Origin of the sequence: Microcoleus sp. PH2017_34_RAT_O_A (genome assembly GCF_020737885.1) — a bacterium.
Taxonomy (GTDB): Bacteria; Cyanobacteriota; Cyanobacteriia; order Cyanobacteriales; family Microcoleaceae; genus Microcoleus.
The window spans coordinates 1-15,268 of record NZ_JAEQDD010000071.1 but is presented as its reverse complement, the minus strand read 5'-3'; the positions used below and the strand labels follow the sequence as shown (position 1 = coordinate 15,268).

Annotated in this window: 15 protein-coding genes; 7 read left to right on the top strand and 8 right to left on the bottom strand. The window is 47.6% G+C overall.

The window, feature by feature from the left end:
* Positions 1 to 15: 15 nt before the first annotated feature.
* A complete protein-coding gene (locus JGK11_RS21905; protein WP_293183473.1) occupies positions 16 to 474 on the top strand; it encodes a peroxiredoxin in 459 nt (152 codons plus the stop codon).
* Positions 475 to 578: 104 nt separating this feature from the next.
* Here JGK11_RS21905 and raiA read toward each other — a convergent pair whose 3' ends face one another.
* A complete protein-coding gene (raiA, locus tag JGK11_RS21900; RefSeq protein WP_293183475.1) occupies positions 579 to 1,232 on the bottom strand; it encodes a ribosome-associated translation inhibitor RaiA in 654 nt (217 codons plus the stop codon).
* Between the two features lie 151 nt (positions 1,233 to 1,383).
* Here raiA and lipB point away from each other — a divergent pair, with 151 nt between their 5' ends.
* Positions 1,384 to 2,157 carry a lipoyl(octanoyl) transferase LipB gene (gene lipB / locus JGK11_RS21895; RefSeq protein ID WP_293212856.1) on the top strand — a complete coding sequence of 258 codons (774 nt, stop codon included), beginning with the start codon at positions 1,384 to 1,386 and terminating at the stop codon, positions 2,155 to 2,157.
* A 210-nt stretch (positions 2,158 to 2,367) separates the two neighbouring features.
* On the opposite strand, the gene JGK11_RS21890 is transcribed toward lipB, so the two are convergent.
* The 3 genes from JGK11_RS21890 to JGK11_RS21880 all read right to left on the bottom strand — a co-directional run bounded on the left by JGK11_RS21890 (position 2,368) and on the right by JGK11_RS21880 (position 6,330).
* Positions 2,368 to 2,919 (bottom strand): single-stranded DNA-binding protein, encoded by a 552-nt coding sequence (locus JGK11_RS21890; protein ID WP_293189923.1) that lies wholly within the window; start codon positions 2,917 to 2,919, stop codon positions 2,368 to 2,370.
* A gap of 260 nt (positions 2,920 to 3,179) precedes the next feature.
* Positions 3,180 to 5,723, bottom strand: a complete 2,544-nt coding sequence (locus JGK11_RS21885; RefSeq protein WP_293189925.1) for a mannose-1-phosphate guanyltransferase — start codon at positions 5,721 to 5,723, stop codon at positions 3,180 to 3,182.
* A 79-nt stretch (positions 5,724 to 5,802) separates the two neighbouring features.
* Positions 5,803 to 6,330 carry a hypothetical protein gene (locus tag JGK11_RS21880; RefSeq protein ID WP_293212854.1) on the bottom strand — a complete coding sequence of 176 codons (528 nt, stop codon included), beginning with the start codon at positions 6,328 to 6,330 and terminating at the stop codon, positions 5,803 to 5,805.
* Between the two features lie 19 nt (positions 6,331 to 6,349).
* Here JGK11_RS21880 and JGK11_RS21875 point away from each other — a divergent pair, with 19 nt between their 5' ends.
* Positions 6,350 to 6,547 carry a hypothetical protein gene (locus JGK11_RS21875; RefSeq protein WP_293149854.1) on the top strand — a complete coding sequence of 66 codons (198 nt, stop codon included), beginning with the start codon at positions 6,350 to 6,352 and terminating at the stop codon, positions 6,545 to 6,547.
* Between the two features lie 11 nt (positions 6,548 to 6,558).
* On the opposite strand, the gene JGK11_RS21870 is transcribed toward JGK11_RS21875, so the two are convergent.
* A complete protein-coding gene (locus JGK11_RS21870) occupies positions 6,559 to 7,773 on the bottom strand; it encodes a transposase (protein ID WP_293183487.1) in 1,215 nt (404 codons plus the stop codon).
* A gap of 122 nt (positions 7,774 to 7,895) precedes the next feature.
* Here JGK11_RS21870 and JGK11_RS21865 point away from each other — a divergent pair, with 122 nt between their 5' ends.
* The gene (locus JGK11_RS21865) at positions 7,896 to 8,633 is read left to right on the top strand and encodes a class I SAM-dependent methyltransferase (protein WP_293204791.1); all 738 of its coding nucleotides are present in this window, start codon (positions 7,896 to 7,898) and stop codon (positions 8,631 to 8,633) included.
* 248 nt (positions 8,634 to 8,881) lie between these two features.
* Here JGK11_RS21865 and JGK11_RS21860 read toward each other — a convergent pair whose 3' ends face one another.
* Both JGK11_RS21860 and JGK11_RS21855 read right to left on the bottom strand, forming a co-directional pair.
* Entirely contained in the window at positions 8,882 to 10,552 is a 1,671-nt protein-coding gene (locus JGK11_RS21860; protein WP_293212852.1) for a hypothetical protein, read from the bottom strand.
* 337 nt (positions 10,553 to 10,889) lie between these two features.
* A complete protein-coding gene (locus JGK11_RS21855; RefSeq protein ID WP_293149848.1) occupies positions 10,890 to 11,369 on the bottom strand; it encodes an NUDIX domain-containing protein in 480 nt (159 codons plus the stop codon).
* Positions 11,370 to 11,514: 145 nt separating this feature from the next.
* On the opposite strand from JGK11_RS21855, the gene JGK11_RS21850 reads away from it, so the two are divergent.
* Positions 11,515 to 12,216: an alpha/beta hydrolase gene (locus JGK11_RS21850; RefSeq protein WP_293183493.1), complete on the top strand. Its 702-nt coding sequence runs from the start codon at positions 11,515 to 11,517 to the stop codon at positions 12,214 to 12,216.
* Positions 12,217 to 12,405: 189 nt separating this feature from the next.
* Here JGK11_RS21850 and JGK11_RS21845 read toward each other — a convergent pair whose 3' ends face one another.
* Entirely contained in the window at positions 12,406 to 13,236 is an 831-nt protein-coding gene (locus JGK11_RS21845; RefSeq protein ID WP_293212850.1) for a class I SAM-dependent methyltransferase, read from the bottom strand.
* A 305-nt stretch (positions 13,237 to 13,541) separates the two neighbouring features.
* Here JGK11_RS21845 and JGK11_RS21840 point away from each other — a divergent pair, with 305 nt between their 5' ends.
* Complete coding sequence (locus JGK11_RS21840; protein WP_293212848.1) at positions 13,542 to 14,318, top strand: GTP-binding protein; 777 nt, start codon at positions 13,542 to 13,544, stop codon at positions 14,316 to 14,318.
* Positions 14,315 to 15,130, top strand: a complete 816-nt coding sequence (locus tag JGK11_RS21835) for a metallophosphoesterase family protein (RefSeq protein ID WP_293212846.1) — start codon at positions 14,315 to 14,317, stop codon at positions 15,128 to 15,130. Before JGK11_RS21840 ends, JGK11_RS21835 begins: the two co-directional genes overlap by 4 nt.
* Positions 15,131 to 15,268 lie beyond the last annotated feature (138 nt).

Here is a 15,268-nt window from a genome sequence, read left to right as displayed (position 1 = left end):
CTCACTTAAATAAATATGACTGTCAAAGTAGGAGACATCGCACCGGATTTTAGCTTATTATCTCAAACTGGCTCATCAGTCAGTCTCAAGGATTTTAAAGGCAAAAAAAATGTCATCGTCTACTTTTACCCCAAAGATGACACGCCCGGATGTACTGCGGAAGCTTGCGCTTTTCGTGATAGTTATGAAGTTTTCAAAGACGCAGGTGCAGAAGTAATTGGGATTAGCGATGATTCGCAGCAGTCTCACCAAAAATTTGCTACCAAATATCAGTTACCTTTCACATTGTTGAGCGATACTGGCAATAAAGTGCGGCAATTGTACGGGGTTCCAGCTACCATGTGGATTATGCCCGGTAGAGTCACTTACGTCATTGACAAACAAGGTGTTGTCAAGCATATTTTTGACTCAATGCTGGATTTTAAGGCGCACGTTGCTGAGTCTCTCAAAACTTTGGAAGGTATTAAAGGTTAGATATGATTGGATCGGATTGATTTAACCGCAGAGAGCGCAGAGAACACAGAGGAAGAGTAAGACAAAGAGAGGAATTTAGTCCTCTCTTTGCTATTAGCAATTATCTAACCTTTCGCAGCACCTGATTTTTCATGTGCTACGTTGTGGGCGGTTTTGCCATTCTTACTATTACCGTGGCCGTTAGCATTGCGAGGCTGGATAACTCCATAGCCGCTTTGACTCTTGCGTTCGTAAAGCACATTAATTTCGCCTGTTTCTGCATTCTGAAACATATAGAAATCGTGGTCGATAATCTGCAATTGTTCTAAAGCTTCTTGCACAGTCATTGGAGGCATGGCAAAATACTTTGTCCGTACTACTTCGGGTGGAAGTTCGGGAGTTCGATCGCCAATCAAATCTGCTACTACAGGATGTTCTTCAACTGCCGTAACCGTTTTGGCACTACTCTGGGTCTTGTTGTCGTGGCGTTTTTCCTTAAATTTCCGCAGTTGACGAGCTATCTTGTCTGCGACCAAATCGATGCTAGCATACAGGCTTTCCGTGCTTTCCTCAGCCCGAATCACGCTGCCGTTAGCATAGATAGTCACCTCAGCAGTCTGCTTAGGATTGATCCTGGGGTTACGAGCCACCGATAGATGGATATCCACTTCCGTCGTCAAAGTTTGAAAATGGCTAACTGCCTTTTCAACTTTTTGATTGACGTACTCGCGAATGGCATCGGTGATTTCTATATTTTTACCCTGGATAACAAGCTTCATAGAGCTCCCTCCCTTCTGTAACGTGGGTATAGTTTATACAATAGCACTATGTATTCTAGAAAACACTTATCTTCCAAATCTTTTTTCATATGTTGACAATTCTTGATTTTAACTGCGTAAATATTCCGTAAAAACACTGTTGATTTTTTTCATGATTTCCCCTCTCATTCATCAACCTGCGATCCCCGAACCGTGCTTGCTCCTCGATTGGGGACAAGTACCCTACTCCCAAGCTTGGGAAATCCAGCAAAAACTCGTGCAAGAACGCCGGGACAATCCCGATTTGCCGGATGTGCTGATTTTGCTGGAACATCCGCCGGTTTACACTTTGGGGCTGGGATCGAAGTTGGAATTTCTGAAGTTTGACCCGAGCCAAACTCATGCGGAATTGCACCGAGTTGAGCGGGGCGGTGAGGTGACTTACCATTGTCCGGGCCAGTTGGTGGGCTATCCGATTTTGAATTTGCGCCGCCACCAGCAGGATTTGCACTGGTATTTGCGGCAGTTGGAGGAGGTGCTGCTGAGGGTGCTGGAAGTTTGCGGGCTGAAGGGTTCGCGGGTTCCGGGAATGACTGGGGTTTGGGTGGATGGGTGCAAGGTGGGTGCGATCGGCATTAAAGTCAGTCGCTGGATTACGATGCACGGTTTTGCTTTGAATGTTTGCCCGGATATGGCAGGTTTTGGGCAAATTGTACCTTGCGGGATTCCCGATCGACCGATTGGTAGTTTAGAGCAGTTTATTCCGGGGATTGAGGTCGATCGAGTTAGGGCGATCGTTATCGCTGAGTTTGCTCGCGTTTTTGGGGTGGAAATTGTGCGATCCGATCGGGAAATTGTGCGATCGGATCAAACGGCGGTTGAAACCGCGTCTACAAACGATGACGTACGGTTGAAACCGCGTCTACAAACCAAGACGTACGGTTGAAACCGCGTCTACAAACGATGACGTACGGTTGAAACCGCGTCTACAAAAACGAAGTCTGCCTCCGCAGACTGAAGAAAATAACGTAAATTTAACCACCCGTTTTTCAACCCGCGGAGGCGGGTTTTGCCTGTGTAGACGCGGTTTCAACCGCCGTCGGATCTATTCGCCGTCGGATCTATTCGCCGTCGGCTCTTAAAACGGAATCGGCTCTTAAAACGGAATCGGATCGTAATCTGGATTGTCAGCTTCGTTAGAGGAACCAGACTTGCGATCGGAGTCCGAAGACTGATGCGAGTTCCAATCCGAACTAGACGGGCGGTTAGCAGGGGCTGGAGCGCTGTTAGAACTGCGGCCTCGGGAACTCATGGGAACGACATTGCTCGGCACATTAGCCGGGGCGGTGTCGCGAATTTGAGCGGGTTCGGGGGCGGTTCTAGCTGCGGGTGCAGCGCTCATAGCATCGGCGCCGAGAGTGTAAATTCTTTGGGCTGTCAGTTCAGCGCGCTTTTCTTTGATACCATCTCTGTCGATCGTATTCATACCCAGCCGCCCTTCAATAATCACGCGATCGCCCTCGCGATATTTGTCGTGAATTTCTTGAGCTAAATTGCCCCATCCTATCACCTTCAAATGTTCTGGCGGATCTTCAGGTCTCGACCCTGGAAACTGCACCAGCATCTCAGCGATTTGAAGTTGATTGTCTGGAGTATAACGGAGTTGCGGTTGTTGAATTATTTCCGCCATTAAAATGCAGCTATTCATAACTTAAATGGGAATTGGGAATTGGGAATTGGGCATTGGGCATTGGGCAAAGAGGGAATTGGGCAAAGAGGGAATTAGTCATTGGGAAAGCGAGGGTTTGTAGTGAGGACTTTAGTCCTCTCTTTATATATGAATTAATAAGGACTAAAGTCCTTACTAAGAACTGAATTATCGTTGCATAACCGGACATAATATAATACCCGATTACCCATTACCGATTCCCAATTCCCAATTCCCAATTCCCAATTCCCAATTACCCATTACCCATTACCAAATTTATCTTGTCGAACCGCCTCTTCGCTTTGGGTCACAAAATCGTGAACGAGGGCGCGGTACTCTTTCAAAGTTTCAGATACCCAATCTCTGTCCTCGCTGTTGGCGAAGATATGAACGGTGGGTTCGCTAGCATCGGGCAAAACTAATACCCAATTGTCGTCGCTGTAGTTAAAAATCTTCACTCCATCTATTAATTCTAAACGATCGGGCGAATGAGTTTCTACCAAATGCCGCATGAGCGAACCTTTTACCGTCCAAGGACAGCGGACACTGTAACTGCGGTGGGTGACGCGGGGAAGTTCCGCTTTGATCTGTCCGAGCGATCGCTCCTGAATCGTCATCATTTCTATCACTTTAGCAATGCAGAACATTCCGTCAAACCCCGGATGCAATTGCGGGAAAATAAAACCCATATTGCCGCTACCGCCCAAAACCACATTCGGGTTCCTGTTAGAGGCTTCCATCAATGCACTTGGGTTTGCCTTAGTGCGGATTACCTTGCTTTGATAGCGGCGGGCGATCGCCTCCACCGCAGAAGACGCATTCACCGGTACTACTACTGTACCTCTGGGATGGGAAGTCAGCATCAAATTTACCATCAGCGCCGTCAGCATTTCCCCACGAATCGCTATTCCCGACTCGTCTACCAAAATGAGCTGTTCGCCGTTCGCAGACACCTGCACGCCAAAATTAGCGCTGAGTGCTTTTACCACCCGGCCGAGTTGGTCGAGCAAATATTCCCGTTCTCCGTTGCTCAGAGAAGTCTGCTTGAGACTGGCATTGAGTACCACCGCATCACAGCCGAATTTGGCGAGCATTTGTGGCAGAATTGCTCCGGAAACCGCGTAAACGTAATCGATCACCACCTTAGAATTGCTGTAGCGAATTGCCTCAACATTCATCTGCCGCTCAAACATCCGGTTGTAAACGTCGAGTGCTTGGTTAAAGTACGACATATCTCCAATTTCGGGAATCAGAGCCCTGCGTAAATCTTCCTTAAAATAAGCGCCCTCGATTTTTTTCTCCGCAGCTTTAGTGATATTGATACCTTTGATATCGAAGAATTCAATTAAAATGTGGTCGGAGCGATCGGGCGAAATCCGAACGTGAATGCCGCCAGCAATTGAGATCGTAGACGAAACCGTGCGCGCGATCGGAATTGCCGTCGATTCCAAATTGACTACATTAATTCCCACCGACATCAAACCCGCAATCAAAGATCTCGAAACCATCCGCGAAATACTGCGCTGATCCCGAGAAACCGATACCGAAGCCCCTGGTTTCAAAGTTGAGCCGTAAGCCGCGCCCAATTTAACGGCAAATTCCGGGGTAATATCCACATTGGCCAGTCCTTGAACGCCCCGCTGGCCGAACAAATTCCGTTTAGCTTGTTCTCCCCAAATTAAATTTTGATTCAACAGAGCGCCGGATTCAATATTTTTGCTCGGCCAAACTCGCACGGAAGGGCCGACTTGCGCCTCTTCTCCGACAATGGACATTGAACCGACGACAGCACCTTCGAGGACGTGGGCGCGCCTGTCTACGCGGGTACTGCGGCAAATCACGCAGGCCCTGAGATGAGCATCTTCGCCGATAATTGCTCCATTCCAGACGATCGGACGTTTAATGTTAGCATCAGCCCCGACTGTCACATTATCTCCGATTACTGAACCCGCGTTAATTTTAACTCGGGCTCCAATTCGGCAATTGTTGCCGATCATGGCAGGTACTTCGACGATCGCGCTATCGTCAATAAAAGTATTTTGACCTACCCAAAGTCCCGATCGAACTTCATCGTAGTAGCTCAAATCCAGTTTGACCTTTCCCCGCAATGCGTCATACTGAGCTTCCCGGTAAACATCCAACTGGCCCACATCGCACCAGTAACCCTCCGCGATGTAACCGTACATCGGCTCGTTTTTTTCCAACAGCAGCGGAAACAAGTCTTTCGAGAAGTCGCACTCTTGATTTGCCGGCAGGTAGTCCAATACTTCTGGTTCTAAAATGTAAGTGCCGGTATTGACGGTATCGGAGAAAATTTCGCTGCTAGAAGGCTTTTCCAGAAAGCGACTGATCCGGTGATTTTCTTCCGTAATTACTACCCCGAATTCCATTGGGTTGGGAACGCGAGTTAAAATTAACGTAGCTTTGGATTTATTGCTGCGGTGAAATTTGATAGCTTCTGTCAAGTCGAAGTCTGTGATGCTATCGCCGCTGATGACCAGAAAAGTTCGATCGAGCAATTCCGCAATATTTTTGACACAACCAGCCGTACCCAGCGGTTGGTCTTCCTCCACAGCGTAGGTCATTTGAACGCCAAAGTCTGTCCCGTCGGTAAAATATTCGCGCATGACATCGGGAAGGTAGTGCAGCGTCGCAATAATTTCCGTAATATTATGCCTTTTTAGCAAATTGATAATGTGTTCTGCGATCGGGCGATTCAGAATCGGCACCATCGGTTTAGGTAAATCGCACGTCAGAGGTCTGAGCCTCGTTCCCGACCCCCCAGCCATCAGCACAGCACGCATAAACAATCCTCCTTACTTAGAAACCTCTCTACCGTTATTGTCCGCTAGAAAAAGCTTGCCTGCTGTAACCTGTGGGGTACTAACTATCAGTGTTAATTATCTTTGAGTTATCCCACGTCTCAGAAATCCAGGAAGGAGAAGCCGTCGCCCAACAGCCACCGATTTCAACTTTTGGGTGGAATCTGAGAAAGGGCGCGATAGAACTCCAATTTGTAGGGAATGTTGCGTAAATCCTCAGAATCATCGACTTTTGCCAGAAGTCGTTTCTTGCATCTTGCACCCTGAAAGGTATCTGCTTGGCTTTTATAGCAACCGCAGCCGACGACTGGACTGTTCTTAATTGCTGAAACCCTTGCTGAATATTGCTTCTTGTTTTTTGTTTTTTCCTTCCTCCCTCTTCCTTCCTCCCTCTTCCTTCTTCCTTCTTCCTTCTTCCTTCTTCCTTCTTCCTTCTTCCTTCTGCTATATTTTTCAGTCTGTGGCGATCGGGGATTTTCAAGTCTCTAGCTGAAGGTAGAATTACAAGGGCGTATCTCTGCACCAGAGCAGTTGAAAAATGATAGATTAAGAATAGCGATACAGGCTCGCTGACGAAAAATCCAATCACTCGCTTAGGGGGTTATTTAATGGAACCGTTAATTGGATTAGTGTTGCTAGTCGCTTACGGCGGCGGTATTTGGAAATTTTGGAATGGTTTCGATCGCACTAATTTCGACAGAAGTTTTGCAAATAAGCTGAAACTGTCGCTGCTGTGGCCCGCGTTAATTTTTAATAAGCCTTACCGTCAAAACTTTACAAAAGCACTCAAAGGCTCTAGAAGTTGACACTCTCCGCTCTAAAGAGACGGGGATTCTTTCATCACAGGGAGCCTAGTAGCTTTACCCTCTGAAAGCATCTTGACGGTATGCCCTACCGCTGCAAGCCCACGCTGGACTACTACCTGCGCTGCTGCTACATCTCTATCTGCTTCATATCCACACTCAGGACATTGATGAATTCTTAAGCTCAAAGGCTTCTTTCCTGTATGAGTCTGGCACTGAGGGCAGGTTTGAGATGTACCATTTTTATCTACCTTTAATAAAAATACATCTTTCTTGAAACAAACATATTCCAGAATAGATAGAAATTGTCCAAATCCCGCATCTAGAGTGTGCTTGCAGAGCATCCCTTTTGCCATTGCTTTGACATTCAAATCTTCAGCAAATATCATTCCTGCTTGATTACAGAGATGATGGGCGGTTTTGAAATGGAAATCCTTCCTACTGTCACTGATATGTTGATGGTATCTTGCTACTTTTTTTTGAGCTTTTTGCCAGTTTTTTGACCCGATTCTTTTGCGACTGACTACTTTTTGCAGCGATTTCAGCTTGCGTTGAGCATCCACAAAGAATTTAGGTCTGGCAACTAGTTCATTATCGGAGGTAGCGAGAAATTTCTCTAAACCTAGATCGATTCCTAGGGCATAGCCATGAGGCATGGTAGTAGGGATACTTACATCTAGAGCTAAAGCTAACATGGCAAAGTATCCAGAGGCTCTTTTAACTATTCTGATTTGCTTGACTACAAAACCATCAGGGATAGGTCTAGAATCTCTGAACTTAACTAAGCCAATACTGGGTAGGTTAATCCTATTCCCGATTACTACGGTTTGATTAGGAGTAGGGAACAGGAAACTTCTGATTCTGCCTTTCTTCTTAAACCTCGGAAAGCCAAAACCTGATTCCCACATAGAAGTAAAGGCTTTCTCTAATTGCTTGAGAACTTGCTGCAATACTTGGGAGTGGACAGTTTTTAGCTCTGAATTACTTTGTCTAGCGGTGGTCAAAGATTTGCACTGCACGGCAAAGTTTGGTCTAGGGCTATCAACGGGAATAATGTATTCGGATTTTAGGCTACAGGCGTTGATTGCACATGACCTTGAGTTGTACCAGTCTTTCCGCTCTCTAAGAGCATAATTCCACACCTTGCGACAGACTTCTAACCAGTGGTCAAAGGTCTGAGATTGGGATGAAGTGGGTTCTAGTTTGTACTCGTAGGTCATGTTTAGCATATCTCTATAATAGCTTATCTAGGGCTAAGATGGTAGATAGAAATGGAATAGTGCAATAATTAAAAAATTAAAGCCGTCCTAGAAGGACGGGGCTTTAGACCCAATTTCTTGGTAATTAAAGAATGTCTAAAAAGTCGGAACGCCCAGCAGCAGGTCAAGAGCAGACTTGGTTTGCCAAAGACAAATCAGATAGCTGGCAAGCTTTACTATCGCAGGTTGCATCTCGGTTCGATCGCGAATATCGAGGAGAAGCATTCGCCTTACCCGAAGAAGTCGAAGCAATGCCGATTTTCCTGGAATCAGTCGCCGGAACACTGCAACAAAAAACAGTTTCTCCCTTCTGGAAAATTGCCAAACCCCAAAAAAATCAGCGCTGTTTAGATATTGGCTGCGGAGTCAGCTTTCTGATCTATCCTTGGCGGGATTGGGAAGCCCTTTTTTACGGTCAAGAAATCAGCAGCGCCGCCCGAGATGCCTTAAACGCTCGCGGCCCTCAACTTAATTCCAAGCTATTTAAAGGCGTAGAATTGGCTCCCGCCCATCGCTTAAATTACGAAGAGGATCAATTTGACTTGTGCATCGCCACAGGCTTTAGTTGCTATTTTCCCATAGATTATTGGGCTATTGTCATGGCAGAAGTGAAGCGAGTATTAAAACCAGGCGGTCATTTTGTGTTTGATGTCCTCAATCCCAATGCACCTCTAGCAGAAGATTGGGCAATTCTGGAAACTTATCGAGCAGGCGAAGTATTCTTAGAGACAATAGAAGACTGGGAAAAAATGATTAAAGTGGCAGGCGCTAAAGTAGTAAAAAAACAAAACGGCGACTTATTCCAAATGTATAAAGTCCAATACAATTGAGAGGGCATGGGGCATGGGGCATGGGGCATGGGGAATTGGGTGAAGCGGAGGGATTGGCCTTCCCAGGGCATGGGGCATGGGGCATGGGGAATTGGTAATTGGGTGGGATTTTTTTAGGTCAGATCCAGTTAAAAATGTAGAGTGCGCCAGCAAATATAAATTGGTTTGCTAGGCAACAAATATTGCAACTGACGCACCCTACTGACTGATCGCCAATTACCAAATACCAATTCCCACCCAATTAACAATTAATTGGCCGTAGCAGGAGAAGGCGCAGGAGAAGGCGCAACTTCGGCGGCGGGAGAAGGCGTAGATTCCGGAGAAGGCGCAGCTTCTGGCGAGGGAGACACTTCAGCGGCGGGAGAAGGCGCAGCTTCTGGCTGCGGGGACTGCTCGCTGGCGGGAGAAGGTGCAGCTTCTGGCTGCGGGGACTGTTCGGGGGCTGGTTTCGGTTGGGGAGAAGGAGATTGTTCGGCGGCGGGTTTCGGTTGAGGTGAGGGTGACGGTTTGGTTGCGGGTTTTGGTGAGGGCTGTGGCGACTGTTGGGCCCCTGGTTGCGGTTTGTTAGAGGGCGCCGGAGGCTTCTCAAACTGCGGTTTCACTTCCGCAGGGGCTGGTGACTGTTCGCCTGTCGGCTTGGGTGCTGTCGGGGCTGGCGCTAGCGGCTGCGGGCCTGTGGGCCTGGTTGGGGTTGTGGATGGGGTGACAGGAATGCCACTGCAAACTTTTTCGTCGTATTTAAACGCGACAGCCAACTGGTAAAGCTTGTGGGTGCTGGCTGCTTGAAATGTCAGATTAGGGTTAATAATCGCTGTTTTAGCCACAGTATCGAGAATACCGTAACCTGTGGGGACGATCGGCTTAGGCTCTGCCTTGAGCAAACCTTGAGGGCTGACAACTGCTCCGAAAACTGCCGTTCCTTCGAGTTTTTGCGAGCAAGCTTCTTTGGGATAAGCGACAGTCACAGGAGTCGGCCCCGTCATTTCCAAGTCGGGGTAAGCTCTTTTGAAGTCATTAAACAAAGCAACATAGGTATTAGCAGCAGCCAGCAATGTCTCTCTGTCCTTGGGTAAGTTTGAACCGGGAACTCCCTGCTGTTCTAGCTGTTGCTGTCCCTGGTCAAATTGTTGCCTCCTGATTCTTTCTTCGGGAGTTTCTGCGATGAGATTCCGTTTATTGGGATCTTTTTGAGTCAATTTCGGTACTCCATCGGGCCCAGAATTCCTGCCACCAATGGGGAATTCCGGGGTAAAGACTGGAGCTCCGTCTGGGAATAGCGGGAGTCCGCCTCTACTGGCTATAACCCTTTTGAGAGTCTCTGCCTCATCTTCGGAGGTGCCGCCAGGAAGCTGGGGTAATCCTGTTACTCCTGGTGGCGGTGGGGGGATATTACGATCGAAATTACCGGGTAATGGCGGGAAAATCAAACCGCTGGGAGGCCCTTGGGGGACGAAAGTTGGTGTTTTGAGAGAGGGGGGTTTGACCGTTGGAACTGAAGTTTGTGACTGCGGGGCGGCTGGGGCAGTTAATGGCGGGAGAGGGGGATCGAGAGGCGCAAAGAATCCAGGAGGTGGCATTCCCGGTGGCAGGGCGGGCAAGTTAACCGGTGGAGGGGGCAAAGGGGGAGCTAACTTGGGCGAGGTGGGAACGGGAACTGGTGCGATCGAAAACGGCTTATTGGACGATCGCGGTGGTATGGTTTGTGGCAGGCGGCCGGCTTCTGCGGGAGTTAGTTGTACGAATCCGACGGAACCGGGGATGTTTTTTGAGGAATTGCCACCACCATAGATGATGTTTGAGATTGTCGGGGCGCTTACTCCGAGCACTCCGTGAAGGCCGACAGAAGCTAGGGCTGCCCACCAAAAAGGCTGGCGCAGCGGTTCGGAAAGGGCGTTGGCTAGGGAGGATGAGTCAGTCATGACGATCGAGAATTGGTTATTGGTTATTGGTTATTTGTTACCGATATTTTTTTATGGGGAGCGGGTCAAAACTAAAAAATTTGCAATTTAAAGGTACAAGCATAGCACGATCGCCCTGGAAATTGCCCGATCGCTAGTGCCTTCTCACAAAAAAGACCGCTGCAATACCGTCATTTCCCGGCTGGCAAACTGCATTAATCGATTAAACACGATCGGCCGCTGCGATCGACCCCTGTTTCCAATTCGGTTACAGAAAGGAATTTGGACGGATGACTAAAAAGCTGACTGCATAAGTCTTTTTTCCTCTTCCCTCTTCCCTCTTCCTTCTTCCTTCTTTTTACCACCGATAGCGGTAAGTTTTAAAAGGAGCTCCCTCAACGCTCAGCAAGTCGATCGGATAAATTGGAGCGCCGCTTGCCATATATTGAAACATTTCCCGAACTTCCTCTCCGCGCAGCGACAACTGGTCTAACTCTTTAAGAGAATACCAACCAGCACACAAAGTAAACTCGTCCGGCTTGCTCTTGGGTGGCGTCTTATCTTCAGGACGAGCCACAAAAATCACCCTCAGGCGCACGTTGCCCCTAGGCATCACCGTATGCTCTACCCTGAGAATTCCCTCCACGATCACAGGAATGCCCGCTTCCTGGACAGTATTGCGCTGAGCAGCTTCAAGCAAAGTCTCGCCTTTTTCTACTCGCCCTGCTGGCAGATACCACTGCTGCTCGTACTTGCGCTCTTGTACCAGTAGAAAACGGTCTTCTAAGTGAACGACAACTAGGGTAAAATACAATGTTGGAATCGGCTCGCGAGCCATAGAAGTAGATATTCCCCAAGCAAAAAGTTTAACGAGCAAGAGATGTTAGCCATCCAAAGGATGCTTCGGCAAGCGTCTTTGAAGTTGAAAAATAGATCCTAGCACCCCGGCCGAAAAATCTAAAGTCTAAAATCTAAAATTGATAATGCCATTACCTACCGTGATTTTGCCAGGATATTTTGCTGCTGCTTCAGACTATCGGGAATTAGAAAAATCTTTGGTCGATCGCGGTTTCCCAACTGTAACAGTACCACTGGGCAAGGCAGATTGGTTGCCGACTTTTGGCGGGCGATCGATGGTGCCAATTTTGCGGAAGCTCGATCGCACGGTCAAACAAATGTTACAGCAATACGGCGTCTCTCAAGTAAATCTCATCGGTCATTCCGCAGGCGGCTGGATTTCTCGGATTTATTTAGGCGAAAAGCCTTATACAATTCACGGCGACGTGCGGTCGGATGCGGGTTTGTGGGAAGCTCACCCTTGGGTCAACACTTTAATTAGTTTAGGCACGCCACACGTCTCTCAAGAGCGCTGGACGCGCAAAAATCTAGATTTTGTCAAAATTCATTATCCCGGTGCTTTCCACCCGCAGGTGCGTTACGTCTGCGTTGCTGGGAAATCTGTTTTTGGTAAGCCTAGTTTTGGAACTTGGCTGGCCTATAAAAGTTACGAGTTGACTGTGGGGAAGGGCGAAACTTGGGGCGATGGAATTACGCCGATTGAAGCTGCTCTTTTGGATGGGGCCGAAAATTTGGTGCTGGAGGGTGTTTGGCATTCGCCTCGCTCTCCGGGGAGGTGGTATGGTTCGCTGGAGGTTTTGCCGAATTGGGTTGGGTATTTGTGTTAGAAACGAACCGCGAAGACGCGAAGGACACGAAGAAAGAAAGAAGAAGAAAATAGAAGGGTTCACCAACAATAATTGCCAATAATCGACAATCTCATAAACCCGCCCCCGACTTGAGAGTTATTCGATATTTCTATTAGACATTTGGCAAAAAGAGCTTCAAGAACAGGCAGGATGCCTGTTCCACAACAATTATGGGAGATATCTATTGAGTTTTTTCCCGCAAGCCATCAACCAAAAACTCATCATCGATCGATCGCCCGCAGCGGCAAACTCATCCCGGGAAATTAGATAACTCTCTATTTCCGACTCGGAAATCAGCCCTTGTTTGACCATTTGTAAAATCGGCCCGGAGTCCAGCAAAGGTTCAAAGGCTTGAATGCCGATGATATCGCTGTGGCTGACAACGGCTTCTAAATCGACGTTACCAAACTTAGCTTCTTTCAGAATGCGGCACAGGTTTCGCCCTACGCATAAATTACCGCCCCGAGAGGCCATCACCTGTTTGAATTTCTCCCGGACAATCTCGACTGACCAAGGTGGATTTGTCAGCCAAAATAGATCCGCATCGCTATCGATAATCACCAGTTTACCACTCGGTTTTAAGATGCGGAAGATTTCTCTGGCTGCTGCGACGGGATCTGGGAGGTGAACAAATAGCAAACGGGCGATCGCAAAATCAAATGTATTATCCTCTAAACCAGTATCTGCGATCGATGCTTGAATGCGATTCACGCGATCGCCTCCTTTGTCCTGCAAATATCCGAGAGCTTTCTCGTGCAATACCGGGTCGATTTCTACGGCTGTTAACAAACTGTTTGGCAGTAATTTTAAAAGTTGTTCGGTAAAAAATCCCGGCCCGCTACCCGCTTCTAAAACATTCATCCCGTCGGCTAAACCGAACCACTTTAAGGTGCGTGCTTCTTTTTCCCAACTGAGCACAACTTGAGCTTTTAATCGCTGGATTTCTGCGTCAAGTTCCAGATTGTACGTACTGGCTTGATACGAACCTTCTGCTGGCATAAAGTCTTCTTTCTTCCTGGAGTGATGCCCCGATTATAGTAGACCTCTTGCAAAATAGCTAGGAACGGGCAAGATGCCCGTTCCACAATTTTTTTTTCTGTGGAATGGGCATCTTGCCCGTTCCAAAATTTGATTAAAACGATTTTTGCAAGAGATCTAGTGTAGGGCAGGCACGCGGGAAATCGGATTATTGGAACCGATGTTCGGAGGCTCTACCTCTCTTATGGAGGGGCATCGGGTACGATCGCCAAATTAAATCTAAATATCTAAGAGCTAATTTGACTGAGAACGATTATCATTGTATTATGAGTCAACCTACAATCACCGCCGTAGCGGGCCCGCCCGGAAGTGGCAAAACAACCTGGATTCGACAGCAGCTAGCCGTCGAGACAGCACCCGTACTGTATTGGTGTCCCGGAACCGGCAATGTGCCGATCGACCAAACCTGCATCGCCGCCGAATTCCCCCAAATCACCATCCTGACAGACGGCCAAGAATCCGAGTTCGCGAAACACCTAAACAACGGCGTTTCAGCTTACATTGAACTGGGATTTTACCTACAATTAACATCAATAGAAAACCTGCTTCAAAGCTTCCCCAGTCGCCGATTCGCTGTCGTACCACCAGACATCAAAAACACCGAATGGCATCAATGGGCGGATGTAATTGTAGAGGGCATAGCCGTTAGCGGCGAACCGGAAAAACTATCAATTTGGCGCAGCCCCGCCAGCGGACAAGTCCTCGATCCAGCCAGCCTCGATCTGTTTTGGTACGAAGAAATGACCCAAGGAGCCTACGGCAAAATCCACCGAGCCAAAGGCATCTTTGACATAGCCGACGGGCGATCTTTCTACTTCGACTTCGCCGCGAAATTCCAAGAAACTGCCCACGAAGAATTGCCACTTCCCCGCTGGCTAGAAGGCCGCCCCCAAAGATTTAGCGGCATAGAAATAGTCGGCGAAAATCTTGATGAAACAGCATTAGGACAAACTCTAGAAGATTGCTGTCTCTCCGAAACAATTATGTTGAATTACCAACAACAAGTCAAAGAATCACTTTCATTAGGAGAAGAAGCAGAATGAAAATAGCAGTTATGTCCTGCATTCACGGCAACTATGAAGCCTTAAATGCAGTTTTATCAGACATTGACGAACAACAAGCCGATAAAATCTTTTGTCTCGGAGATTTAGTCGGCTACGGGCCCAATCCCCACGCCGTAGTAGAAATGATTCGATCGCTCGACATTCCCACTTGCGTCGGCTGTTGGGATGAAGATATCGTCGAAGGTTTGAACTCCTGCGAATGCAGCTATCCCTCAGCTTTAGCCGAAAAAAGAGGCAAATTAGCCCACGAATGGACTAACAATCAAATCTTCCCAGAAACGCGAGAATATTTAGCCACTTTGCCACACAGTCTGCGAGAAGACAATATGTGTTTTGTTCACGGTAGCCCTCACAGCAATCATGAATATTTACTGCCGACAATGGATGCTTTTTCTGCCTTAGAGCGGGTATTTTCTGCGGGTGCTGATGTGCTGTTTTGCGGTCACACTCATGTACCATATGTCCGTACTTTAGATGCTGGAAATATGCAGGTTAGAGTCAGCGGGCCAAGCATTGAAGGAGACAAAGATTTGAGTTTTACTGCTCCTTTAAAGCGGATTGTGAATGTTGGTTCTGTAGGAGAACCGCGCCACGGTAGACCGAATGCTACCTATGTGATTTATGATGTTGACGCGCAACAGGTGATATTGCGAGAAGTGGAATATGACTATCAAACTACTTGCGCTGCAATTATTGAAAAAGGTTTGCCGCCGATTTTTGCTTGGCGTTTGGCTAGAGGTTTGGAATATGCCGAAAGAGCTGACGATCCGACTCATGTTTGTGAGAGATAGATAAACAGTTGACAGTTGACAATTGACAATTGACAATTCTAGGACTTACGCATTGACAAAAAGCATTATCTATGTACTCTAGGCCATAGCATCACTCTGAAGGTTCGCAAAAATATGCTCACGTATAACTAAAGTGAA

Bases quoted from the DNA above. Each gene is read 5' to 3' on its own strand.
- JGK11_RS21905 (WP_293183473.1), top strand. From the start codon at position 16: ATGACTGTCAAAGTAGGAGACATCGCACCGGATTTTAGCTTATTATCT.
- raiA (WP_293183475.1), bottom strand. From the start codon at position 1,232: ATGAAGCTTGTTATCCAGGGTAAAAATATAGAAATCACCGATGCCATT.
- lipB (WP_293212856.1), top strand. From the start codon at position 1,384: ATGATTTCCCCTCTCATTCATCAACCTGCGATCCCCGAACCGTGCTTG.
- JGK11_RS21890 (WP_293189923.1), bottom strand. From the start codon at position 2,919: ATGAATAGCTGCATTTTAATGGCGGAAATAATTCAACAACCGCAACTC.
- JGK11_RS21885 (WP_293189925.1), bottom strand. From the start codon at position 5,723: ATGCGTGCTGTGCTGATGGCTGGGGGGTCGGGAACGAGGCTCAGACCT.
- JGK11_RS21875 (WP_293149854.1), top strand. From the start codon at position 6,350: ATGGAACCGTTAATTGGATTAGTGTTGCTAGTCGCTTACGGCGGCGGT.
- JGK11_RS21870 (WP_293183487.1), bottom strand. From the start codon at position 7,773: ATGCTAAACATGACCTACGAGTACAAACTAGAACCCACTTCATCCCAA.
- JGK11_RS21865 (WP_293204791.1), top strand. From the start codon at position 7,896: ATGTCTAAAAAGTCGGAACGCCCAGCAGCAGGTCAAGAGCAGACTTGG.
- JGK11_RS21860 (WP_293212852.1), bottom strand. From the start codon at position 10,552: ATGACTGACTCATCCTCCCTAGCCAACGCCCTTTCCGAACCGCTGCGC.
- JGK11_RS21855 (WP_293149848.1), bottom strand. From the start codon at position 11,369: ATGGCTCGCGAGCCGATTCCAACATTGTATTTTACCCTAGTTGTCGTT.
- JGK11_RS21850 (WP_293183493.1), top strand. From the start codon at position 11,515: ATGCCATTACCTACCGTGATTTTGCCAGGATATTTTGCTGCTGCTTCA.
- JGK11_RS21845 (WP_293212850.1), bottom strand. From the start codon at position 13,236: ATGCCAGCAGAAGGTTCGTATCAAGCCAGTACGTACAATCTGGAACTT.
- JGK11_RS21840 (WP_293212848.1), top strand. From the start codon at position 13,542: ATGAGTCAACCTACAATCACCGCCGTAGCGGGCCCGCCCGGAAGTGGC.
- JGK11_RS21835 (WP_293212846.1), top strand. From the start codon at position 14,315: ATGAAAATAGCAGTTATGTCCTGCATTCACGGCAACTATGAAGCCTTA.